The following is a 21,137-nucleotide window of genomic DNA, read 5'->3' as shown; positions in this document are numbered from 1 at the left end:
CTCCCTGAGCCGAGAAGAAGGTGCCGGAAACGTCACATCAGAACTGTTTTGCAACCGGTTAGGTCGCACTTTAGAACAAAAATTCCCAAGGTCAAATAGAGGGAATGTTTCCTCCTCTAGTGCCTTGGCATTCAGCTGATTGTGGCTTTTTCCCGCTAATCAATCATCTGGGCTCGGCTTCTAGCCCACTAAGACCGACGGCGTGGCCGCAACTTGTCGACCAAAGTACAAGGCGACCCTCCCCCTCCAGGGGAACAATGATAGCCTTGGCACTGAATGAAACGTTCCATTCGAACGTTCTATACTAAAGCATAAATGGAATTTTTATTCCCAATTGACTAGGGTGATCCCAGACGACGGCCAACGCTGGGCAACACCCTGCAACCGAGTGAACCGCCATGGCAGAGCTACCTCAGGATTTCAGCGCGCTGGAAGCGCAGATCACCGAGCAGTACCCCGACCTCAGCCGTCGCCTGCAGCAGACGGCGCGTTTTCTGCTCGATCACCCGCAGGAAGTAGCCTTTTCCACCGTGGCGAGGCTGGCCGAGCAGGCGGGCGTCACGCCGTCCACGCTGATTCGCTTTGCCAACAGCCTTGGGTTCAAGGGCTTCTCGGACATGCAGAAGCTGTTTCGCTCACGCCTGGTGGATGAGTTGCCCAACTACTCAGAGCGCATCCACGCGGTGCGCTCCGCCACCGGTGAAACCCCCAGCGGCTCTCAACTGCTGTGGGAATTTGCCGACGCCAACCGGGAAATGCTCGAGCAACTCCCCGGGCGTACCGACCCGCGTCAGCTGGAGAGCGCGCTGGACCTTCTGGAAGGCGCCGAGGCGGTGCACCTGATGGGCATGCGCCGCACCTTCCCGGTGGCAAGCTACCTGCAGTACGCACTCAACCACGTCGACAAACGCTGCTTCTTGATCAATGCCCTGGGCGGTATGCATCAGGAACAGGCACGGGCCATCGGTCCCCGCGACGCCCTGCTGGCGGTGAGCTTCTCGCCCTACGCATCGGAAACCCGCGAAGTAGCCGAACAGACCCGTGATAAAGGCGTGCCGGTGGTTGCCATCACCGATTCCACCCTGAGCCCGCTGGCCCGCGTCGCCGACGTGACCCTGGTGGTACAGGAAGCGGAAGTGAAGAGCTTCCGCGGCCTCACCGCCACCCTGTGCCTGGCCCAGAGCATGGCCATCGCCCTGGGCGTGCGCCAGGACAGCGCCGCCGACAAGGGCTCGTCTCCCGAGGCCCCTGCCTCGGGCTAGCCGCCAGCTCGCCCCTCGACACTCTGGCCCGCCCACGCCCCGCGCCCTGCGCGACCGGGCAGGCCACCAACAGGAGATCCTGTCCATGACATCGCTTCTTGTACGCCCCCAGAGCCCCGACGCCGACGGCAAGGTGCTGGAAGTCACCCCGCAATCCGCTGGCTGGGACCACGTCGGCTTTCGTGTCCACCGGCTGCAAAAGGGCCAGCGTCTGAGCGGCGAGACCGGCTCTCGCGAACACTGCCTGGTGCTGTTGAGCGGACGTGCCACCGTCGCCGGCGCCGGCGAACGCTGGGAGGACATCGGCGAGCGCATGGACATCTTCGACAAGGTGCCACCCTACTCGGTCTACCTGCCCGATGGAGCGGACTTCGAGGTCGAGGCACTGACCGATCTCGAGATCGCGGTGTGCAGCGCACCGGGCCACGGCAACCACAAGGCCAGGCTGATCGCGCCACAGCAGGTCAAGTGCTCCACCCGCGGCGGCGGCACCAACACTCGGCATATCCACGACATCCTGCCGGAGACCGAACCCGCCGACGGCCTGCTGGTGGTCGAGGTCTACACACCGCCAGGCAACTGGTCGAGCTATCCGCCCCACAAGCACGACGTCGACAATCTGCCCGAGGAGTCGATCCTCGAGGAAACCTACTACCACCGGCTGAATCCGAGCCAGGGCTTCGCCTTTCAGCGGGTCTACACCGATGACCGCTCGCTGGACGAGACCATGGCGGTAGACAATGGCTGCTGCGTGATGGTGCCTCGGGGCTACCATCCGGTGGGTGCACCTCACGGCTACGAGCTTTACTACCTCAACGTGATGGCCGGTCCCAAGCGCGAATGGAAGTTCAAGAACGACCCTGAACACGAGTGGATCGTGCAGCAACAGTAGCCGTACAAACTCCGCCGATTCCGGCAGCCCAGGTAAGGGCTGGCGTCATCGGCGGACCAAGGAACGTCTCTCTCTTTGCCCCGCCACCGGCGGGGCTTTTTTATGGTGCATCGCTTCCCTTTTCCGCCAGCCGCGGACAGGCCATCTTGGCAGCAGCCTTGACCAGCATATTCATATCGCTAACGACTGATGGTCTGCTTCAGCGCGTCGATCGACGACTGGATACCGGCCTCGGTGGACATGGTGAAGTCCTCCATCTCGAGGCTGACCCAGTCGTTGTAGCCCTGCATCCGCACCACCGAGAAGAACTCCTTCCACCACTGAAGATCATGTCCCGCCCCCACCGCCACATAGTTCCAGGCGCGATTGGCGACGTCGGTGACCTCGGCGAGCTCGAGCAGACCGTTGACATCGGCCAGCCCCCGCTCGATGCGGGTATCCTTGCCGTGGCAGTGGTGGATGGCATCGCCCAGTGCCCTGGCCGCGGCGATCGGGCAGGCGCCCTTCCAGAACAGGTGCGAAGGGTCCAGGTTCATGCCGACCTTGGGCCCGACCTCGTCACGCAGGCGAAACAGGGTCTGGGGGTTCCACACCAGCATCGCCGAAAAATTTTCCAGCGCGAATCGCTCGACACCGACCTCATCGGCCAGCCTCACCAGGCCGTGCCAGTAGGGAAAGGCGCAGTCTTCCCACTGGTACCGATCGCGCTCGGGCATCTCATCGGGCCAGCTCTTGGTGTAGACGAGCCAATTGGGCACGCTGTCCCCCGGCGCCGCCGCCGGCAGGCCCGACATGGTGACGATGCGCTCGACCCCGATCTCACCGGCGAGCCGGATGGTCTTTTCGATCTCACCTCGGTGGCGCTCGCCGAGTTCCCCCGGGTCGAGCGGATTGCCGGAACAGTTCAAGGCGGCGATCTTCAGTCCCCGGGCGTCGATCTCCTTCAGGCGTGAGGCCAGCAGGCTTCTATCGGCGAGCAGTTCGTCGGCACGAAAATGTGGCGCCGGCGACCAGCCACCACCGGTCATCTCGATACCTTCCACCCCGAGCGCCACGCACTTGTCGAGCATCTCGGTAAAGCTGAGGTCCGCCATCACATCGGTACAGATGGAGAGCTTCATGGCATTGTCCTGTCATATGGCTGTGTGGTTTCGCCGTTGCTTGGGTGGACGCATCGGCGGCGGCGCGGGCACAAAGGGCTCTTCCGACGGCGACCTATGCCAACACCTCAAGAGGGTCAACACCGTCATCCGACCCGATGCAACCGGTTGCAAATAGGCCAGCACGAGCCTAGTATGGAATGAAAAATTCCGTCAAGGAGCATCGATGAATATTCGTTCCGATCGCGACCAAGGTCGCAAGGTGACCTCCGCCCAGGTGGCCGAACGGGCCGGTGTCTCCAAGTGGACGGTGTCGCGGGCCTTCACTCCCGGCGCCTCGATCTCAGAGAATGCCCGACAGCGCGTGATGGAGGCCGCCGAAGCCCTGGGCTATCGCCCCAACCTGCTGGCACGAAGCCTGACCACAAGACGCACTCAACTGATCGGCGTCGTCGTCGATCAATTCGCCAACCCGCATACCCAGGCGATGCTGAATGCCGCCACCCTGGCGCTGCAACAGCGGGGCCAGCTGTCGATACTCTTGAATATTTCACCACCGGTGCGCTCCGGTGAGCTGCTCGATATCGCCGAGCGCTTCCAGGTCGACGGGCTGTTGTTTCTCGGCACGGTGCTGAGCGAGGACATCGTGCGCTTTGCCACAGAGCGCCAGCACGTGCCACTGGTGCAGCTGTTTCGTACCACCGAGGTGGACGGGGTGCAGATCGTGGCAATTCAGGAGCATGCGGCTGGCGCCGAAATCGCCCGGCTGCTGCTCGGCGAAGGTCATCGACGGCTGGGCTATCTGGCCGGCCCCGACAGCGGCAGATCACGACTGCCCCGTCTCGACGGCTATCGCCAGACGCTTGAGGATCACGGCCTGACCCTGGCAGCCACGCTGGCTGCCACGGATTATCGCCACGCTCTGGGGTATCAGGCGATGCACGACTACCTGCAAAGGACACCGGCGGCACAGCGCCTGGATGCGCTGTTCTGCGAAAACGACATCCTTGCCATCGGCGCCCTCGATGCCCTGCACCAGGCCGGCCTCGACGGACAGCTGGCGATCGTCGGCTTCGACGATATCGAGCTGGCCGCCTCACCGCGCTACCGTCTGACAAGCTACCAGCCGAACCTCGATGCGGTGGTGGACAGCGCCATCACACACCTGCTCGATCGACGTATCCCTGGTGACCCAACGCTGCTCCCAGGCCGGCTGGTGGTGCGTGACTCTCATCGCTTTGCTGGAAAAGATTGAGTCACAAGCCCAGAGCCCCGGGGCTCACACCTCCTCGACGTAGACCGTGCGCCCCTCGCGACGTGAGATATCCGCCGCCTCGGCCAACCGCAACGCCTCGACACCATCCGTGATACCGGCGCGGGGCGCGCGGCCTTCCCGCCAGCTCTGGTAGAAATCGTCAAGCTCGCGGCGATAGGCCTCGGCGTAGCGCTCGAGGAAGAACCAGCGCGGCGCTTCCTCCAGTTGGCCCTGCTTGCCGACGAACTTGAGTCGGGTGTCGCACTCGTTCTGGGCCTGCAACATGCCGTCACTGCCGAAGGCCTCGATGCGCTGGTCGTAGCCGTATACCGCGCGCCGAGAATTGCTGATGGTGCACAAGCGCCCCGAGGCCGTCTTCATCACCACCACCGCGCTGTCCACATCCCCGGCCTCGCCGATGGCCGGGTCCACCAGACAACTGCCGCTGGCGTGGACGCTGACGATGGGCTCGTCGAGCAGCCAGCGGGCCATGTCGAAGTCGTGGATCATCATGTCGCGGAACAGCCCACCTGACCCCTTGACGTACTCGAGGGGCGGCGGCTCGGGGTCGCGACTGGTGATCGCCAGCGTCTCCAGCTTGCCGATGCGGCCCTGCCCCAATTGATCCTTGAGCGCCGAAAACTGCGGGTCATGGCGACGATTGAAGGCCAAGGCGCAGAGGCTTTGCGCCACACGCTCGGCGGTCGCCCGTGACGCCGCCAGATCCAGGGCGATGGGCTTCTCGCACAGCATTGCCTTGCCCGCCGATGCGGCGCGCTCCAGGTAGTCGATATGGGTCGCCGTGCTGGAAGCGATCAGCACGGCGTCGATCTCGGGGTCCTCGAACACGTCATCGATGTCCCGAGCCCGGGAGCCAAAGTCCCGCGCCAGGGTCTCGGCGGCCTCGGGATAGGCATCCACTACCGCCGCCAACGTGACCTCGGGGTGGGCGGCGATGGACAGTGCGTGCACCCTGCCGATCCTTCCTGCTCCGATCAATGCCAGTTTCATCGTCTGCTCCTTGTATCCATGTGCATTGCCGCGAAGGGGTATGCCTTGGTGGCTTTCAGGCGAACGGGATTACCACGATCAATCGTCGATCGACAGTGAGACCCCGGCAGCCCCCAAGCCTGTTGCCCAGCCTACGCAAAAAGGAACAAACATTCCGCATAGACCAAAGTATAGAATTTTTGAATTGTTAATTTCTCCCTTGGAATCTACATTTCATAACACGACGAATCGAAACATCCGTCCGCGAGTTCGAAACACGTCCATCAACACTGCGGACGTCTCCGCCCCTACAACAAGACGACCCTCACAAGGAGTCACCATGAGCACCACCGCCTCTCCCACCAGCCAAGATAAGGACGAGCGTCTTGCCCACGTCAGTCCGCTGAAGAAAGCCCTGCACCGACCGGAGTTCGGCTCCGTCGCCGGCGCCCTGCTGGTCATCGTGTTCTTCGCCCTGGTTGCCTCGGGCACCGGCATGTTCTCCGGCGCCGGGGTCATCAACTTCCTCGAAGTCTCTGCCCAGCTCGGCATCCTGGCCGTAGCGGCGGCGCTGTTGATGATCGGTGGCGAGTTCGACCTGTCGATCGGTTCGATGATCGGCTTCGCCGGCATGTTGATCGCTATCCCTGCGGTGCAGTACGGCTGGCCCATCTGGGCGGCGCTGTCCTTCGCCTTCGGCTGCGCCCTGGCGATCGGCGCCTTGAACGGCTGGCTGGTGGTCAAGACCGGACTGCCTTCCTTTATTGTCACCCTGGGCTTTCTGTTCATCCTGCGCGGGGTGGCTATCGGCATTCCCCGCCTGATGGCGGATCGCACTCAGATCGGCGGGGTCCATGACGTCATCGGCAACGACTGGTTCGCGGCGCTATTCAGCGGCGAGGTCGGCGAGGGCTTCTTCCTCTGGCTGTCCGAGATCGGCGTGATCGGTACCAACTTCGCCGGCAATCCCACCGTCAGCGGCATCCCGGTCTCCATCGTGTGGTGGCTCGGCCTGACCGCGCTGGCCACCTGGGTGTTGCTGTTCACCCGCTTCGGCAACTGGATCTTCGCCTGCGGCGGCGACAAGGAAGCGGCACGCAACGTCGGTGTCCCGGTCAATCTGGTCAAGATCGTGCTGTTCATGTTCACCGCCTTCGCCGCCTGCGTGTTCGCCGCCCTGCAGGTGATGGACACCGGCTCGGCCGACTCCATCCGCGGCATCCTCAAGGAGCTCGAGGCGATCATCGCGGTGGTCATCGGCGGCGCCCTGCTCACCGGCGGCTACGGCTCCGCCATCGGCGCCAGCTTCGGTGCGCTGATCTTCGGCATGGTGCAGATGGGCATCTTCTATACCGGCGTCAACACCGACTGGTTCCAGGTATTCCTCGGCGCGATGCTGCTGATCGCGGTGCTGTTCAACAACTACGTGCGTCGCAAGGCGCTGGAGGCCAAGTAATGAACGCTCCCGTCCCGATGATCGAAATGCGCGACGTAGCCAAGCACTTCGGCAGCGTGATCGCCCTGAGCGGCATCTCCATGAAGGTTCACTCCGGCGAGGTCATGTGCCTGCTGGGTGACAACGGCGCCGGCAAGTCGACCCTGATCAAGACCCTCTCGGGGGTCCACGTACCGACCCACGGCGAGTTCCTGGTCGACGGCAAGGAGGCCCACTTCAGCTCGCCCTCGGATGCCCTCGATGCCGGCATCGCCACGGTGTTCCAGGATCTGGCGATGATCCCGCTGATGTCGATCACCCGGAACTTCTTCATGGGCCGCGAACCTACCAGGGGCTGGGGACCGACCCGTCGCGTCGACTGGACGTTCGCCGATCGCGTCGCCAAGGAAGAGATGGCCAAGATCGGTATCGATGTGCGCGATCCGGCTCAGCCGGTCGGCACCCTTTCCGGTGGCGAGCGCCAGTGCGTGGCCATCGCCCGGGCGGTGTACTTCGGCGCCAAGGTGCTGATCCTCGACGAGCCCACCTCGGCGCTCGGGGTCAAGCAGGCCTCGGTGGTGCTGCGCTACATCGCCAAGGCCCGCGCCGATGGCCTGGCGGTCATCTTCATCACCCACAACGTGCACCACGCCTATCCGGTGGGTGACGCCTTCACCATCCTCAAGCGCGGCTCCAGCTTCGGCACCTTCCGCAAGGACGAGGTCAGCCGTGAGGAAGTGCTCAACATGATGGCCGGTGGCGCCGAGCTCGAGAGCCTGGACGCCGAGCTTGCAGAATTTCAGCGCGCCGACGGCAACGGCCAGGCGGCCTGAACAGGGAGAGTTTCCATGCAAGATCGTTCATTCAAAGGTCAGGTGGCCATCGTCACCGGTTCCACCCAGGGACTGGGCGAGGCGGTGGCTCGCCACCTGCTGGGTCGTGGCCTGTCCGGCCTGGTCATCTGCGGGCGCCAGCGGGACAAGGGCGAAGCCCTGGCTCGCGAGCTCGAGGGTCTGGGTGAGGACGCCAAGGTGCTGTTCGTGCCCACCGACATGACCCGGGTCGACGACTGCCGCCGGCTGGTGGCCCAGGCCGATGAGGCCTTCGGGCGCATCGACATGCTGATCAACTGCGCCGGCAACACCGAGCGCGGCACCCTGCTCGACACCGACGAGGCCGCCTACGACCGACTGTTCGCGGTCAACACCAAGGCGCCCTTCTTCCTGATGCAGGAAGCTGCGCGGCGAATGATCCGCGACGGTATCGAAGGCCGCGTGGTCAATATCCTCAGCATGTCCGGCCACGGCGGCCAGCCCTTCATCTGCGCCTACAGCGGCAGCAAGGGGGCGCTGGCCACCCTGACCCGCAACGCCGCCTACTCGCTGCTGCGCAATCGCATCCGCGTCAATGGCCTCAACATCGGCTGGATGAACACCCCGGGCGAACACCGCATCCAGACGGATACCCACGGTGCCGAGGATAACTGGCTGGAAGCGTCCGCCCGCGCGCAGCCCATGGGGCGCCTGCTGGAACCGGAAGAGGTCGCCAGCGCGGTGGCCTTCCTGGCCAGCGACGCCTCGGGAATGATGACCGGGACCATCGTCGACATGGACCAGAGCGTGCTGGGCTGTCACGACAGCGCGCCGCAGCCGCCCGCCGCCATGCGCTGGCCTGACTGAGGAGGACAGACGATGGAGCATTTCATCGATCGAACCCAGCTTGATGTGGCCGCCTTCGAGGCCCTGGTCCAATCGACGACCAATGCCGAAGAACTGCCCCAGGCCGAGCGCATCGTCTCCGGCATCCCGCTCTACCGCGCAAGCCATGCCCTTGACTGTCTCGCCGACCCGCAGCGGCGGCGCACGCTGCTTGACGAGTGGCATCACTGCCTGCTGGACGGTCCCGGGGTGCTGGCGATCACCGGAATGATGGAGCGGACCACGGTGGACCGCGCCAGCGAGAGCTTTCTTGCGCTGATCGAAGCTGAACGGGGACACGGCCAGCAGGGCGACCATTTTGCTGCGCCGGGTGCCAATGATCGCCTGTGGAATGCCTTCCAGAAGCACGGCGAGGCCGACCCGGACGGTTTCGTCGACTACTACGCCAACCCGGTGCTGGCCCTGGTGGCCGAAGCCTGGCTTGGCCCGGGCTACCAGATCACCTCCCAGGTCAATGTGGTTAAACCGGGCGGGCGCGCTCAGTTGCCTCATCGCGACTATCACCTGGGTTTTCTGAGCGAGGCACAGGCGCTGGGCTACCCGCTGTCATTGCAGGTCGCCTCACAACACCTGACGCTGCAGGGCGCCGTGGCCCACGACGACATGCCGCTGGAAAGCGGACCAACCCAGTTGTTGCCTCACTCCCAGCGCTACCCCGAAGGCTATCTGGCCTACCGCGACCCGGCCTTCCAGCAAGTATTCGCCCGCCATCGCGTTCAGCTTCCGCTGACCAGGGGCGACGGCCTGTTCTTCAACCCGGCGCTGTTTCACGCCGCTGGCGACAACGACAGCCAGGACCTGCGGCGCATGGCCAACCTGCTGCAGATCTCCTCGGCCTTTGGCCGTGCCATGGAGAGCGTCGACAACACACGCCTGGTGCGCGCCGGCTTTCCCGCGCTAAAGGCCCGCTTTCAGCGCGATGGCTGGACAGCGGCGATCCGCGCAGGTGTGACCGCCCTGGCCGAGGCCTACCCGTTCCCGGCCAATCTGGATCGCACCCCGCCCCAGGGCGGGATGGCCCCCCAGAGCCAATGCGAGTTGCTGACACTGGCCCTGGACGAAGACTGGGACGCCGACCGCCTGGACCGGGCACTCGACCGGATGGCGCAGGACCGACGCGCCTGAATCGCTGCATCAACGTGACACCCCTGAGCACGATCACCCGCAACACCAACAACAATCGGAGTACAGCCATGAGCAAGAGCACCGACAAGACCAGCGCAACACACACCGGGGTCAAGCGCCCCATCCCGTTCTCCAGGGCCATCACCGGCGCCCTGGTCGCTGGCGCCATGGCGCTGTCGGCGAGCCAGGCGGCCGTTGCCCAGGACGCCGACCCGCTGAAGTTCGTGGCGATCACCCATATCGTCGCGGCGGACCCCTTCGGCAACGTCCTCAAGCGCGGTTTCGAGGATGCCGCCGAGGAGATGGGAGTGGAGCTTCTCTACAACTCTCCGGCCCAGTACGACACCTCCCAGATGCTGAGGATGATCGAGCAGGCGATTGCCACCCAACCCGATGGCCTGGCGCTGACCATGCCCGATGCCAGCGCCTTCGCCGAGCCGGTGCGCGAGGCCATCGCCGCCGGTATCCCGGTGGTGGTGCTCAACACCGGCGAAGAGATCGCCGGTGAGATCGGCGCACTCAACTATGTCGGTCAGAGCGAGTACCGCGCGGGCAAGATGGCCGGTGAGCGCATGAAGGAAGCCGGCGTCGAGAGCCCCATCTGTATCAACTTCGCCCCCGGCCAGTCGCAGCTTGACGCCCGCTGCAAGGGCTTTACCGACGCCTTCGACGGCAGTGCCGAACAGATCTCCACCACCCAGGATCCCACCGCCATCACCAATGCCGTGCTCGCCCACCTCAACTCGAGCCCGGACACCGACGGCGTGCTGAGCCTGGGATCGCTGGCCACCGACCCGCTGATCAACGAATTCCGTAGCCAGGGCGCCATGGGCCAGATCGCCTTCGCCACCTTCGACCTGTCCGCAGAGACACTGGAAGCGGTTCGTGATGGCGAGATGCTGTTCGCCATGGATCAGCAGCAGTACCTTCAGGGCTACCTGCCGATCATCTCGCTGGCGCTGTACAACCGCTACGGCCTCAAGCCCACCAACAATATCCAGACCGGGCCAAACTTCATCACCCAGGAAAACGCCGAACAGGTCATCGAGCTGACTCAGCAGGGCTATCGCTAAGCGGCCACCTCACCCAATGGCCATCCGCCACCATGGCAAGGCCGGCGACTCACCGAGCAGGCCTTGTCGGTACTGATCATCCACACCTCGCCCGCCCTTCATGGGCGGGTTCGCTTGACAGGAGCATCACATGAAAATCGGCCTCGTCACCGACAGCCTGGCCAATATGTCACTGGACGACCTGCTCGCCTTCTGCGCCGAACAGGGCATCGAGTGCGTGGAATTTTCCATCGGCAACTGGTCGGACTCGCCCCACCTCGACGCCGCAGCACTGCTCGACAGCGAAGCCGCACGCCAGGACCTCAAGGCCAGGCTCGCCCACCATGGCGTCACGATTTCCGCCTTCAACGCCAACGGCAACTCGCTGCACCCCACCGATGGCGAGCGCCAGCACAGGGTGGTCGAGCAAGCCATCGCGCTGTCCCGTCACTTCGAGGTGCCCCGGGTCAATCTGATGTCGGGTCTGCCTGGCGGTGGCCCGGATGACCGTTTCCCCAACTGGGTGACCGCCGCCTGGCCACCGGAAACCGCCCAGATGCTCGACTACCAGTGGAACGAGGTCGCGCTGCCCTACTGGCGCAAGCTGGCCGACCACGCCCGCGGCGAAGGGATTCGTGAACTATGCCTGGAGATGCATGGCAACCAGCTGGTCTACAACCTGCCGGGCTTCCTGCGCCTGCATGGCGAGATCGGCGACATCGTCGGCCTCAACTTCGATCCCAGCCACCTTCTGTGGATGGGCGCCGATCCCATCGAGGTGGTCCAGCGCTACGCCCGCCACATCTACCATGTCCACGCCAAGGACACCGCGCTCAACCCGGCGGCGGTGGGCCTGACCTCCCGTCTGGATAACCAGCCCATGGGCGATTTCCGTGATCGCGGCTGGTCCTACGTGACCCTCGGCTACGGCCAGAAACTCGAGTGGTGGAAGGACTTCTGCTACTGGCTGCAGGCCGGGGGCTACCAGGACGGCGTGCTGAGCATCGAGCACGAGGATATCAACCTGTCGCGCCGGGAGGGCGTGGTGCGCTCGGTGGAACTGCTGCGCGCCTGCATGCCCAGCGAAAAGCCCGACTATGAGCTGCCCAACGCCAACTAGGCTACGCCGGTGATCGCCCGGCTCGACCAGCCTCACCATCCCCGGCCGACGTGACCGACGTGGCCCACCAGCGGAGACAAGCGAATGTCCAAGGCGCTCAACATTGGCCTGATCGGTAGCGGCTTCATGGGTCAGGCCCACGCCGATGCCTATCGCCGTGCCCGCACCCTTTACCATGATCTGCCGCTGCGTCCTCGCCTGGTCGCCATCGCCGACCAGGGCGATCAGGCCGCCAGGGCCGCCGCCGAACGACTGGACGTCGAGCGCGCCTACGGCGACTGGCGGGAGCTGGTCGCCGACCCACAGGTGGAGGTGGTGGACATCACCTCGCCCAACGCCCTGCACTTCGACATGGCGATGGCCGCCATCGACCATGGCAAGCACGTCTACTGCGAAAAGCCCCTGGCCATGAACGATGACCAGGCGGCGAAGATGGCCGAGGCGGCCCGCGCCCGCGGGGTCAAGACCATGGTCGCCTTCAACAACATCAAGACGCCGGCGGCCCTGCTCGCCAGGCGGCTGATCGACGAGGGTGCCATCGGCACACCGATACGCTTTCGCGGCACCTTCGACCAGGGTTTCTTCAACGATCCCGAGCTGCCCTGGTCCTGGCGCTGTTCGCGCCAGCAGGCCGGCACCGGGTCACTGGGCGACCTGGGCGCCCACACCATCAGCGTCGCCCAGTTCCTGATGGGCGATATCGAGGAGGTCTGCGCCCAGAGCCAGATCCTGTTTGCGACCCGGCCCGTGGTGGATGGAGCCGGCGAGGGCGCCGGCTACGCCAGCAAGGCGACCGCAGGCGCCGAGCGTCGTGAGGTCGAGAACGACGACCAGACCCAGGCGCTGGTGCGTTTCGCCAACGGTGCCGGCGGCGTGATCGAAAGCTCTCGGGTGGCCGCCGGCAAGGTCTTCGGCATCGGCTGGGAGGTCAGCGGCAGCGAGGGCACCCTGGTGATGGACGGCGAGCGCTTCAACGAGCTCAAGCTCTTTCGCTATGCCGACCGGCGTGAGGATCGTGGCTTCAAGACCCTGCTGGCGGGCTCCCAGGTGCCGCAGTTCCGCGCCTTCTTTCCGTTCGACTACGGTGGTGGCGGCATCGGCTACTTCGACGTCAAGGTGATCGAGGTCCACGACCTGGTCCAGGGCATCGCCTCATCTGCCGGCTGCTTCCCCGACTTCGCCTTCGGCCGCCACAACCAGAATATCCTCACCGCCATCGACGTCTCCTGCCAGGAGCGTCGCTGGGTATCGGTGCCCGCCCCCCAGCAGCGCTCATCCGCACAACTCACACCCTGACCGCAAGGAACCCGACCATGATCGACGCACCGGTACGCTGGGGCATACTCTCCACCGCCAATATTGCGCGCATCAAGCTGATACCGGCGATGCGGGCGAGCGCCCACGCCGAGGTTCTGGCGGTGGGCTCACGCAACCAGGAATCGGCCCAGGCGTTCGCCGACGAGATGGATATTCCGCGCGCCTACGCAAGCTACGAAGCGGTGCTCGACGACCCGGAGGTGGAGGCGGTCTACATCCCGCTGCCCAACCATCTGCATATCGAGCTGGCCCAGAAGGCGCTGGACAAGGGCAAGCACGTGCTGTGCGAAAAACCCCTGGCGCTTACCGCCGCACAGGCGGCGAGCCTCAGAGTACCGCCGGGACTGCTGTTCTGCGAGGCCTTCATGGTGCGCCACCAGCCGCGCTGGCTGGCGGTAAAGGAGCGCATCGAGGCCGGCGACTACGGCGACATCCGCATGGTCCAGGCCATGCTCACCTTCGGTCTCGACGACCCCGGCAACTACCGCATGCGCCCGGAGTTCGGCGGTGGCGCGCTCTATGATGTCGGCTGCTACGCGGCCATGGCGACTCGCTTCGCCTTCGGCTGCGAACCCCGGCGGGTGATGGCCCACGCCAGCCGCGACCCGGAACATGGCGTGGACGTCGTCGCCAGCGTGCTGCTCGACTACGGCGAGGGGCGCCACGCCAGCCTGATGGTCTCCACCGCCACCAGTGCCGCACAGCACCTGCACATCGTCGGCAGCCAAGGTGCCATCGATCTGCCAGAGCCCTTTATCGCTCCGGTCGAGCGCCCGACCCGGGTGGTTCACGACAACGTCTTCGACCTCTATCAGAGCGACCCCAAGACGGAAACCTTCCCGCCCATGGACCAGTACGAACAGGAGGTCAGTCGTTTCTGCCGCGCCCTGCGCGGTGAGGAGGTCGGGCTCTATGGGCTGGAGGATTCCATCGCCAATCTCAGGGTGATCGACGCCATCTTCGCCTCGGTCGACAGCGGCGGCTGGGCCGCAGTAGCGCAGTAGCGATATTCGTGAGGCATTTCCCCGCTACGGCGGGGCTTTTTTTGGTTCATCGCACCTTGCCTGGAGCAAGGCCCGACAAGAGCCCGGGCGGGGCGCGCGCACCCCTTCCCCGGCCTCACGCGTGACGCGGGCTGTGCAGACGCCTTTGCCACGCCCACAGGGCGCTACTGGTGCCCAGCGAGGCAGCCAGGGCGAGGCCAAAGGACAGCGCGGGGGAAAGGTGCGCGGCGGTTGCCGCAAGGACGGCGCTGAAGGCCACCAGGCTGAGCATGCCAAGCTGGGTGTCGGCCAGGGTGGCCCGGGCGACCTCGGCGCCGTAGCGCTGGTGCAGGGTCAGGGCGATGGTCAGCATGCCGATGGGGAAGCTCAGGGCGACGCCGGACAGCGCCGGGGCGATATCCGCCAGCACCACGGTCGCCAGACATACGATGCCCCCGGCCAGGGTGCCGCGTATCAGCAGGTCGGCCCAGACTAGCGGCGCCGACACCGCCGCCCGCGACAAGCCCAGCGCGCGCATCAGCCGCATCGCCAGGGCCAGGCAAGCGATGAACAGCACCAGCGCGAGACCCGTGCCGCCTGGCAAGACGGCAGCCAGCGCCGCCACCGGCAGCCATAGCACGGCGGCCAGGGCGACAGCCGCCAGCGCGCCCTGCCGCCCCGCCAGCAGCACATACGCCAGACAGAACGCCAGGGTCGCGAACATCGCGTGCAGCGAGCCCAGCGCCGCCTCGGCAACGAAGGCGCCGGGCTGCTCGCCCAGCATGAAGAAGTAGCCGGGGCCCAGCACGATCGGGGTGCCGGCCAGCACCCCGCCCAGGCGTGGCCCCAGGCGCACCACCGCCACCGACACGCCGATCACTACCAGGGCGGTGGACAGCCACTTGACCAGCAGCAGGGTGAGCATTCACGGACTCCTGTCTGGCCGCTACATCACGTCGCCGCTATTGGGACCGAGGGTCTGGCCCAGGTACAGATCGCCATCCGGAGACGCCGCCAGCATCAGCGCCGAAGGCGCCACTTCCTCGGCCCTGCCGAAGCGTCCGAGCGGCAATTCGGCCTCCTTGTCGGCGATCCATTCCGGGCTCAGTCCCTCGAGCATCGGGGTCAGGATGGGGCCAGGCGCGATGGCATTGGTCAGCACGTTGAAGGGTGCCAGCTCCCGCGCCATGGACTTGGTCAGCCCCAGCACACCGGCCTTGGCGGCGCAGTAGTGGGACAGCCCCATGCCGCCCTTGAGCGCCAGCTGCGAGGCAACATTGATGATCCGCCCGGCCTTGCGCTCGACCATATGCGGGGCCACCGCGCGGCTGACCAGGAAGACCCCGCGCAGGTTGATGCCGATCATGCGGTCGAAGGTCTCGCTGGTCATCTCGAGAAACGGCGTCTCGTCGAGGATGCCGGCGCTGTTGACCAGCACGTCGATCACCTGGTGGGTGCTGATCACCTCATCGACCATGGCCTTCACCGAGGCTTCGTCGGAAACATCGACGCGATGGGTGCTGACCCGGGCGCGCAGCGCGCGGGCCACCTGATCACAGGCATCGGCGTTGAGGTCGGCCACCGCAACGGTGGCACCTTCGGCGTGGAACAGGTTGGCGATGGCACGGCCGATACCGCTGGCGCCGCCCACCACCAGGGCAACCTTGCCCTGAAGTTTCTGTGACATGGGATTCTCTCCACTCGCTGGGGGCACGAGGCGAGGGCCGCCGCCCTCGCCTCGCGTCGCTGGCTTGGATGCGCCTTGGCCGGCGCCTTGACGGCTGGCCTCAGCTCGGCCAGCGCACGGTCAAGCCGCCGTCCACGATCAGTTGCTGGCCGGTCACGTAGGAGGCGTCGTCACTGGTCAGAAAGCGTATCGTGCGAGCGACCTCATCGGCGTGGCCGACCCGGCCGGCGGGGATCACCTTGCCTGCGGCGGCAAGGCCATCCGGGCCCAGGGAGTTGACCGGGTCCAGTGACTGCGGGGTCTCGATCAGCCCGGGGATCAAGGTATTGACGCGGATGCCCCGAGGGGCAAGCTCCACCGCCAGCGACCTGACCAGGCCCATCAGCCCGCTCTTGGCGGTGGCGTAGTGGGCGTGCTCGTCCCAGCCATAGACGCCGCCGGCGATGGACGACACCGCGACCATGGCGCCAGGCCCCGTCATCACCCGCGCCGCGCTGCGAAATATCCGCATCACGCCGGTCAGGTCCACCGACAGCATGTCGTTCCAGGCGTCGTCGGTCAGATCCTCGAGCGCGGCCTGACGCAGGATGCCGGCACCGGCCACCGCGATATCGAGCCTGCCGAAGCGGTCAATGGCGGCCTGGGCCAGGGCGTCGCACTGGGCGCCATCGCGCACGTCCAGCGCCACCGCCACACACTCGCCGCCGGCATCGGCCACCGCCGAGACGGTCGCCTCGACGTCATGGGGGTCACCGGGGTAGTAGCCGGCAACCACCTTGGCGCCTGCCCTGGCGTAGCTGACCGCCAGCGCCTGGCCGATGCCACTGGCGGCACCGGAGATGATGGCGACCTTGCCGGCCAGACCATCGTCGCGTGTCAGAGCACTCATGCCACCGCCTCCTCGAGGGTGTCGTGTTCACGATGGTCCACATGACGGGTGCCGAACATCAAAAGTCCACTGAGCACCAGCGGCAGCGAGCCCGCCAGGATCGCCGACCAGGTCATGCTGACACCCGCGGTCAGCAGCACCGACACCAGACCGGAGCCGATGATAGCCCCCACCGGTGCCATGACGTGGGCCACGTTGGCCCCGGTGCCGCGTACATGGGGCGGGAAGGATTCACCCATGTAGAACAGGATGGCGGCGAACGGACCGAGCAGGAAGAACAGGGTGACGGCGTACATCAGGTAGACGAAACCGTCGCTGGCCGGGCCCAGCAGCATCAGGATGCTGGCGACGCCACCGAGCAGAAAGCCCATCAGCACGGTGTTGCGCCGACCGATGCGGTCGCCCACCCAGCCGTGGCTGAGGTAACCGACAAAGCCCACGGCATTAGCCAGGATCAGCACGTACAGCGAGCTTTCGAAGCTGACGCCCTTGGCCTCCACCAGCACGGTGGTGCCCAGTACCGCGAACACCTGGATCGCCATCCAGCTGAACAGCCAGACCAGCGACAGCGAGATGGTGTGACGACGCAGTTCCGGCGCAAACACGCCCTTGAGGCCCAGGTTGCTGCCGGTATTGACCTCGACGTCGTGCTCGGCGGCAAGCTGGGCCGCGCCCTCGGCGTCACCCGCCTTGCGCCGCCGCTCGACCTCCTTGATCGCGGCGAACACCGGCGACTCGGGCAGCTTGACCGCCATCACGATAACGATGATCGAGGCGCAGGCGGCGACGAAGAAGCTGCCGCGCCAGCCGACGATCGGCAGCAGCAGCGAGGTCATGCCGGCGGCCAGCAGGGCACCGACCGGCCAGCCGCTCTGCACCAGGCTGTACATGAAACCGCGACCCTTGGCCTTCTTGTAGATCTCGTTGAGATAGACGGCGTTGACCACCTCTTCGGAGACCGCAAAGCCGGAGAAGGCGCGAATGATCACCATGGAAGCGGCGCCGATGGCGATACCGGACAGGCCGGAACTGACGGCGCCGCCGATCACCAGCAGGATCAGGGTCTTCTTACGGCCAAAGCGATCGAGCATGGTGCCGACCACCAGCGATACCAGGAACACCCCGATGGTGGCCCAGGTGTTGATGGCGGTGGCCTTGGCGGTCGTCCAGCCGAAGTCCTCGGCGATGACCGGTAGCAGGGTGCCGAACAGGGTGTAGTCGTAGACCGACGCCACCCAGGCGATAAAGCAGACCAGCGAAGCATAGCCGATCTGTTTCTTGGTGATGACAGCGTTCCAGGGCTCGTCCGCGTCGGGACGGGCCCCGGAGGGCGCGGTTTGGGTTGGCTCGGTCATTGACGTCACCCTCTTTCGTTATCGTTGTGGTGTGGTTGTCAGGGGAGGCGCGATGGCGCGTTCAGCCGCGTGGATGGCGGCTGGCGAAATCGTCGGCGATCTCGTCGAAGGTGCAGAAACGCACGCCTTCGTGGCTCTGCATATGCTCGATCAGTCGCTCGAGCATCATCAGCACCTGAGGACGGCCGGAGACGTCGGGGTGGATGGTCATGGTGAACACCGCGTAGTCGTTCTCGCGGTAGACCCAGTCGAACTGGTCCTGCCACATCTCGCCCAGCTGGCGCGGGCTGACGAAGCCATGACTGTTGGGGGACTTCTTGATGAACATCATCGGCGGCAGGTCGTCGAGGTACCAGTTGGCCGGGATCTCGATCAGGTCGGTCTCTTCGCCACGCACCAGCGGCTTCATCCACTCCTTGGCCGGCTTGGAGTAGTCGATCTTGGTCCAGGAGTCACCAACGCGCACATAGTAGGGGTGGAAGTCGTTGTGCATCAGGCTGTGGTCGTACTTGATGCCACGCTCGAGCAGCAGCTCGTTGGTCACCGGGCTGAATTCCCACCAGGGCGCCACATAGCCGGTCGGCCGCTTGCCCGACAGCTGGGTCACCAGCTCGATGTTGTAGTCGAGCACGTCGCGTTCCTGCTCGCGGGTCATGGCGATGGGGTTCTCGTGGCTGTAGCCGTGGACCCCGACCTCGTGACCGGCGTCGACCACCGCCTTCATCTGCTCGGGAAAGGTCTCGATGCTGTGGCCAGGAATGAACCAGGTGGTCTTCAGGTTGTAGCGCTCGAACAGCTTGAGCAGGCGCGGTGCACCGACCTCGCCGGCGAACAGGCCGCGGGAGATATCGTCGGGGGAGTCCTCGCCACCGTAGGAACCGAGCCAGCCGGCCACGGCGTCCACGTCGACACCAAATGCACAGAGAATCTCTTTCTTCGCCATCTTGAACACCTCGTCTTGTTGCTTGGTCTTGTTGGGGCTTGCGGTGCCGCCACTGGCCCTGGTGTCGGTCGTGCACTTGCTGGACTACCGACGTGCCATCGGTCCTGCGGCGTCAGCGGTTGTGTCGACCGCCATCAATTGAAGACTGGATACAAAGGTCATTTTTGTCAAGACGGAGATTTCAGGCGTAGAGCAGCGCGTCACGACGCTCGCCAATGACCAAAACCTGCGACTCAGGCCCGGTTACAGGCAAGGCTGGCGATACAAGGCCGACCATTCAGGCTTTCAGTAACAGCCAAAAGTGCAAACCTTCTTCGACCAATGGGTGAGAACAGACGAGCCCCAAAAATGCCGATCGAATAAAACGTCATTTTTTATGGGCACGGTATCCAACTGACTTTTTTTACTTCTAGACCAGGGGGGGGGGTGACAGGACAGGACAGCACGCAGTGGCCAGGGCATCGGCAGAGGTGACAAATGGAACAAGGAACGCGGCGACAAAGGGCGCGCCAAAAGCCAAAAGCCAGGCAACAACAGCGCGCCGGCCTGGTGCAGGCCGACCGCAAGACTTGAGGAAAGGCCGCAAAAGGCAAGAGACCGGAAAGAAAGGAACATGCGGAGGACGGAGCGCAAGGCGGCGCCGACGCCCGCCCTGCGCCCTGCGCTGGCGTCAGACGATACGCTGGAGGTAGGGGGGAAGGTCGGGTTCGGGGAACACCGACAGCACCTTGAGCCGACGGCGGGTGCGCTCGGCAGCCGCCTGGAGGTGGGACTGCAGACTCGAGGCGGCGGCGTCGAAGGCGCCAAACAGCAGGTGATCGATCACCAGCTTGTGCTCCATCAACAGGGGCTCGTCCCGAGGAACCCCCAGCGTCTGGAAGAACATGCGATTGACGATGACCGGCAACTGGCTCTGGGCGATCATCTCGCCGGCCTTGCGATTGCGGTAGTGGCGCAGGCAACCCTGGTGCAGGTCACGTTCCAGTCGAGCGATGGTCGCGGCAGACTGCTGCTCGGGGTGATCGATCAGTCGCTGCACCCGGTCGCGCATTACCTCGAGCTCCTCGCGCTCGATCAGCGGGCCGGAGGCCTTGAGCGCCGCCGGCTCCAGCAGCACTCGAATCTCGTAGTCCTCGGCCACCGCCTGGGCGGTCAAGGGACCTGCCAGCCAATGGGAGTGGCGATCCTTCTCGACCAGCCGTTGGCTGCGCAGCCGTCCCAGCACTTCCCGCGCCACGGTGCGACTGACGCCGTAGTAGTCGCTCAGGCTGGTCTCGACGATGCGGAAGTGACCAAACGCCAGGCAGGTGGCCACCGCCTCCTCGACCTCGGCGTGGATGCGCTCGGCCGCCGGGCGGGCATCCACCACCGGCGCCTCATCGGCGCCGAGGCCAAGACGCTCAGGGGTCAGCGCCTCCCGCGCCGGCTCCACCGCCTCGGGGTCAGGCGTCGCCAGAAAGCCGCGCCCTTCAAAGCGGCTGATCAGACCCTGCTGATGCAAAAGCTCCAGTGCCTTGCGCACCGGCCCACGGCTGGTGCCGAACAACCGCGCGATAGGCCCTTCCAGCAATACCTGATTGGGCGGCACCCGCCCGGACTCGATGGCGTCCCGCAGCGAGTCCTGGATCATCGCGTAGCGTGGGGCGCGACTGCCCTCCTGCCTGATCGACCTTGCTGGCGTACTCAGAACCTGTTCCTCCATGACGTCCACGCACCGAACCTCTTGTATGAGTGGGCCGCCGACTTCCGGCGGCCACGATCACAGGCCCGGCGGCCCGACAACAAGCGCCCATCTTGACACCTCTTCAGGACCCTTTCGAGCCACTCGGAAATGACGTTTGTTGCCAACTTCACAAGATCCATGCCCGTCTGCACGAACACAAAAAAGCCTTTTTACCGGAAAACAGCCTATTACAGATTGTCCTCGGCCCCTATGCGGCTTAAGGCGCAGGACGGCCCTTGCCAAAAAATGATTTTTGTATCCATACTGCATTTATGCGAAACGGAGAGTTCT

The 21,137-nt window shown here is 65.0% G+C and carries 19 protein-coding genes; 11 read left to right on the top strand and 8 right to left on the bottom strand.

Features of this window, described 5'->3' with window-relative positions:
* Positions 1-398: 398 nt before the first annotated feature.
* Positions 399-1,262 carry a MurR/RpiR family transcriptional regulator gene (locus RBB39_RS01470; RefSeq protein ID WP_045993152.1) on the top strand — a complete coding sequence of 288 codons (864 nt, stop codon included), beginning with the start codon at positions 399-401 and terminating at the stop codon, positions 1,260-1,262.
* Positions 1,263-1,347: 85 nt separating this feature from the next.
* Positions 1,348-2,154, top strand: coding sequence for a 5-deoxy-glucuronate isomerase (gene iolB, locus RBB39_RS01465; protein ID WP_045993151.1), 807 nt, complete (start codon positions 1,348-1,350; stop codon positions 2,152-2,154).
* Positions 2,155-2,333: 179 nt separating this feature from the next.
* Here iolB and RBB39_RS01460 read toward each other — a convergent pair whose 3' ends face one another.
* Positions 2,334-3,275, bottom strand: a complete 942-nt coding sequence (locus RBB39_RS01460) for a sugar phosphate isomerase/epimerase (protein WP_045993150.1) — start codon at positions 3,273-3,275, stop codon at positions 2,334-2,336.
* Positions 3,276-3,480: 205 nt separating this feature from the next.
* Here RBB39_RS01460 and RBB39_RS01455 point away from each other — a divergent pair, with 205 nt between their 5' ends.
* The gene (locus tag RBB39_RS01455; RefSeq protein WP_045993149.1) at positions 3,481-4,509 is read left to right on the top strand and encodes a LacI family DNA-binding transcriptional regulator; all 1,029 of its coding nucleotides are present in this window, start codon (positions 3,481-3,483) and stop codon (positions 4,507-4,509) included.
* Between the two features lie 24 nt (positions 4,510-4,533).
* On the opposite strand, the gene iolG is transcribed toward RBB39_RS01455, so the two are convergent.
* Entirely contained in the window at positions 4,534-5,520 is a 987-nt protein-coding gene (iolG, locus tag RBB39_RS01450; protein WP_045993148.1) for an inositol 2-dehydrogenase, read from the bottom strand.
* Between the two features lie 319 nt (positions 5,521-5,839).
* Between iolG and RBB39_RS01445 the strand changes: the two genes are divergently transcribed.
* The 8 genes from RBB39_RS01445 (at position 5,840) to RBB39_RS01410 (ending at position 14,270) form a co-directional block, all read left to right on the top strand.
* Positions 5,840-6,955, top strand: a complete 1,116-nt coding sequence (locus RBB39_RS01445) for an ABC transporter permease (protein ID WP_045993147.1) — start codon at positions 5,840-5,842, stop codon at positions 6,953-6,955.
* Entirely contained in the window at positions 6,955-7,767 is an 813-nt protein-coding gene (locus RBB39_RS01440) for an ATP-binding cassette domain-containing protein (protein ID WP_045993146.1), read from the top strand. Before RBB39_RS01445 ends, RBB39_RS01440 begins: the two co-directional genes overlap by 1 nt.
* A gap of 15 nt (positions 7,768-7,782) precedes the next feature.
* Positions 7,783-8,613 (top strand): SDR family oxidoreductase, encoded by an 831-nt coding sequence (locus RBB39_RS01435; protein ID WP_306168674.1) that lies wholly within the window; start codon positions 7,783-7,785, stop codon positions 8,611-8,613.
* A gap of 12 nt (positions 8,614-8,625) precedes the next feature.
* A complete protein-coding gene (locus RBB39_RS01430) occupies positions 8,626-9,777 on the top strand; it encodes a phytanoyl-CoA dioxygenase family protein (protein WP_045993144.1) in 1,152 nt (383 codons plus the stop codon).
* Between the two features lie 68 nt (positions 9,778-9,845).
* Positions 9,846-10,850 carry a sugar ABC transporter substrate-binding protein gene (locus RBB39_RS01425; protein ID WP_052704377.1) on the top strand — a complete coding sequence of 335 codons (1,005 nt, stop codon included), beginning with the start codon at positions 9,846-9,848 and terminating at the stop codon, positions 10,848-10,850.
* 130 nt (positions 10,851-10,980) lie between these two features.
* Positions 10,981-11,949, top strand: a complete 969-nt coding sequence (locus tag RBB39_RS01420; RefSeq protein WP_045993143.1) for a sugar phosphate isomerase/epimerase — start codon at positions 10,981-10,983, stop codon at positions 11,947-11,949.
* A gap of 84 nt (positions 11,950-12,033) precedes the next feature.
* Positions 12,034-13,245, top strand: a complete 1,212-nt coding sequence (locus tag RBB39_RS01415; protein ID WP_045993142.1) for a Gfo/Idh/MocA family protein — start codon at positions 12,034-12,036, stop codon at positions 13,243-13,245.
* A gap of 17 nt (positions 13,246-13,262) precedes the next feature.
* Positions 13,263-14,270 (top strand): Gfo/Idh/MocA family protein, encoded by a 1,008-nt coding sequence (locus tag RBB39_RS01410; RefSeq protein WP_045993141.1) that lies wholly within the window; start codon positions 13,263-13,265, stop codon positions 14,268-14,270.
* Between the two features lie 115 nt (positions 14,271-14,385).
* Here the strand turns inward: RBB39_RS01410 and RBB39_RS01405 are convergent, their stop codons facing one another.
* The 6 genes from RBB39_RS01405 to RBB39_RS01380 form a co-directional block, all read right to left on the bottom strand.
* Complete coding sequence (locus RBB39_RS01405; RefSeq protein WP_045993140.1) at positions 14,386-15,174, bottom strand: hypothetical protein; 789 nt, start codon at positions 15,172-15,174, stop codon at positions 14,386-14,388.
* A 21-nt stretch (positions 15,175-15,195) separates the two neighbouring features.
* On the bottom strand, positions 15,196-15,936 hold the full coding sequence (locus tag RBB39_RS01400; protein ID WP_045993139.1) for an SDR family NAD(P)-dependent oxidoreductase: 741 nt from the start codon (positions 15,934-15,936) through the stop codon (positions 15,196-15,198).
* 100 nt (positions 15,937-16,036) lie between these two features.
* Positions 16,037-16,825, bottom strand: coding sequence for an SDR family NAD(P)-dependent oxidoreductase (locus RBB39_RS01395; protein ID WP_045993138.1), 789 nt, complete (start codon positions 16,823-16,825; stop codon positions 16,037-16,039).
* The gene (locus tag RBB39_RS01390; RefSeq protein WP_045993137.1) at positions 16,822-18,180 is read right to left on the bottom strand and encodes an MFS transporter; all 1,359 of its coding nucleotides are present in this window, start codon (positions 18,178-18,180) and stop codon (positions 16,822-16,824) included. Before RBB39_RS01390 ends, RBB39_RS01395 begins: the two co-directional genes overlap by 4 nt.
* 61 nt (positions 18,181-18,241) lie before the next feature.
* The gene (locus tag RBB39_RS01385; RefSeq protein WP_045993136.1) at positions 18,242-19,123 is read right to left on the bottom strand and encodes a polysaccharide deacetylase; all 882 of its coding nucleotides are present in this window, start codon (positions 19,121-19,123) and stop codon (positions 18,242-18,244) included.
* Positions 19,124-19,793: 670 nt separating this feature from the next.
* Positions 19,794-20,825: a GntR family transcriptional regulator gene (locus tag RBB39_RS01380; RefSeq protein WP_045993135.1), complete on the bottom strand. Its 1,032-nt coding sequence runs from the start codon at positions 20,823-20,825 to the stop codon at positions 19,794-19,796.
* Positions 20,826-21,137: the final 312 nt, after the last annotated feature.

It is taken from the genome of Halomonas sp. MMSF_3323, assembly GCF_030733595.1.
Taxonomy (GTDB): domain Bacteria; phylum Pseudomonadota; class Gammaproteobacteria; order Pseudomonadales; family Halomonadaceae; genus Halomonas; species Halomonas litopenaei.
Note: the sequence above shows the minus strand (reverse complement) of the source record. Positions and strands in the feature narration are given on the sequence as shown.

Bases quoted from the DNA above. Each gene is read 5' to 3' on its own strand.
- RBB39_RS01470 (WP_045993152.1), top strand. From the start codon at position 399: ATGGCAGAGCTACCTCAGGATTTCAGCGCGCTGGAAGCGCAGATCACC.
- iolB (WP_045993151.1), top strand. From the start codon at position 1,348: ATGACATCGCTTCTTGTACGCCCCCAGAGCCCCGACGCCGACGGCAAG.
- RBB39_RS01460 (WP_045993150.1), bottom strand. From the start codon at position 3,275: ATGAAGCTCTCCATCTGTACCGATGTGATGGCGGACCTCAGCTTTACC.
- RBB39_RS01455 (WP_045993149.1), top strand. From the start codon at position 3,481: ATGAATATTCGTTCCGATCGCGACCAAGGTCGCAAGGTGACCTCCGCC.
- iolG (WP_045993148.1), bottom strand. From the start codon at position 5,520: ATGAAACTGGCATTGATCGGAGCAGGAAGGATCGGCAGGGTGCACGCA.
- RBB39_RS01445 (WP_045993147.1), top strand. From the start codon at position 5,840: ATGAGCACCACCGCCTCTCCCACCAGCCAAGATAAGGACGAGCGTCTT.
- RBB39_RS01440 (WP_045993146.1), top strand. From the start codon at position 6,955: ATGAACGCTCCCGTCCCGATGATCGAAATGCGCGACGTAGCCAAGCAC.
- RBB39_RS01435 (WP_306168674.1), top strand. From the start codon at position 7,783: ATGCAAGATCGTTCATTCAAAGGTCAGGTGGCCATCGTCACCGGTTCC.
- RBB39_RS01430 (WP_045993144.1), top strand. From the start codon at position 8,626: ATGGAGCATTTCATCGATCGAACCCAGCTTGATGTGGCCGCCTTCGAG.
- RBB39_RS01425 (WP_052704377.1), top strand. From the start codon at position 9,846: ATGAGCAAGAGCACCGACAAGACCAGCGCAACACACACCGGGGTCAAG.
- RBB39_RS01420 (WP_045993143.1), top strand. From the start codon at position 10,981: ATGAAAATCGGCCTCGTCACCGACAGCCTGGCCAATATGTCACTGGAC.
- RBB39_RS01415 (WP_045993142.1), top strand. From the start codon at position 12,034: ATGTCCAAGGCGCTCAACATTGGCCTGATCGGTAGCGGCTTCATGGGT.
- RBB39_RS01410 (WP_045993141.1), top strand. From the start codon at position 13,263: ATGATCGACGCACCGGTACGCTGGGGCATACTCTCCACCGCCAATATT.
- RBB39_RS01405 (WP_045993140.1), bottom strand. From the start codon at position 15,174: ATGCTCACCCTGCTGCTGGTCAAGTGGCTGTCCACCGCCCTGGTAGTG.
- RBB39_RS01400 (WP_045993139.1), bottom strand. From the start codon at position 15,936: ATGTCACAGAAACTTCAGGGCAAGGTTGCCCTGGTGGTGGGCGGCGCC.
- RBB39_RS01395 (WP_045993138.1), bottom strand. From the start codon at position 16,825: ATGAGTGCTCTGACACGCGACGATGGTCTGGCCGGCAAGGTCGCCATC.
- RBB39_RS01390 (WP_045993137.1), bottom strand. From the start codon at position 18,180: ATGACCGAGCCAACCCAAACCGCGCCCTCCGGGGCCCGTCCCGACGCG.
- RBB39_RS01385 (WP_045993136.1), bottom strand. From the start codon at position 19,123: ATGGCGAAGAAAGAGATTCTCTGTGCATTTGGTGTCGACGTGGACGCC.
- RBB39_RS01380 (WP_045993135.1), bottom strand. From the start codon at position 20,825: ATGGAGGAACAGGTTCTGAGTACGCCAGCAAGGTCGATCAGGCAGGAG.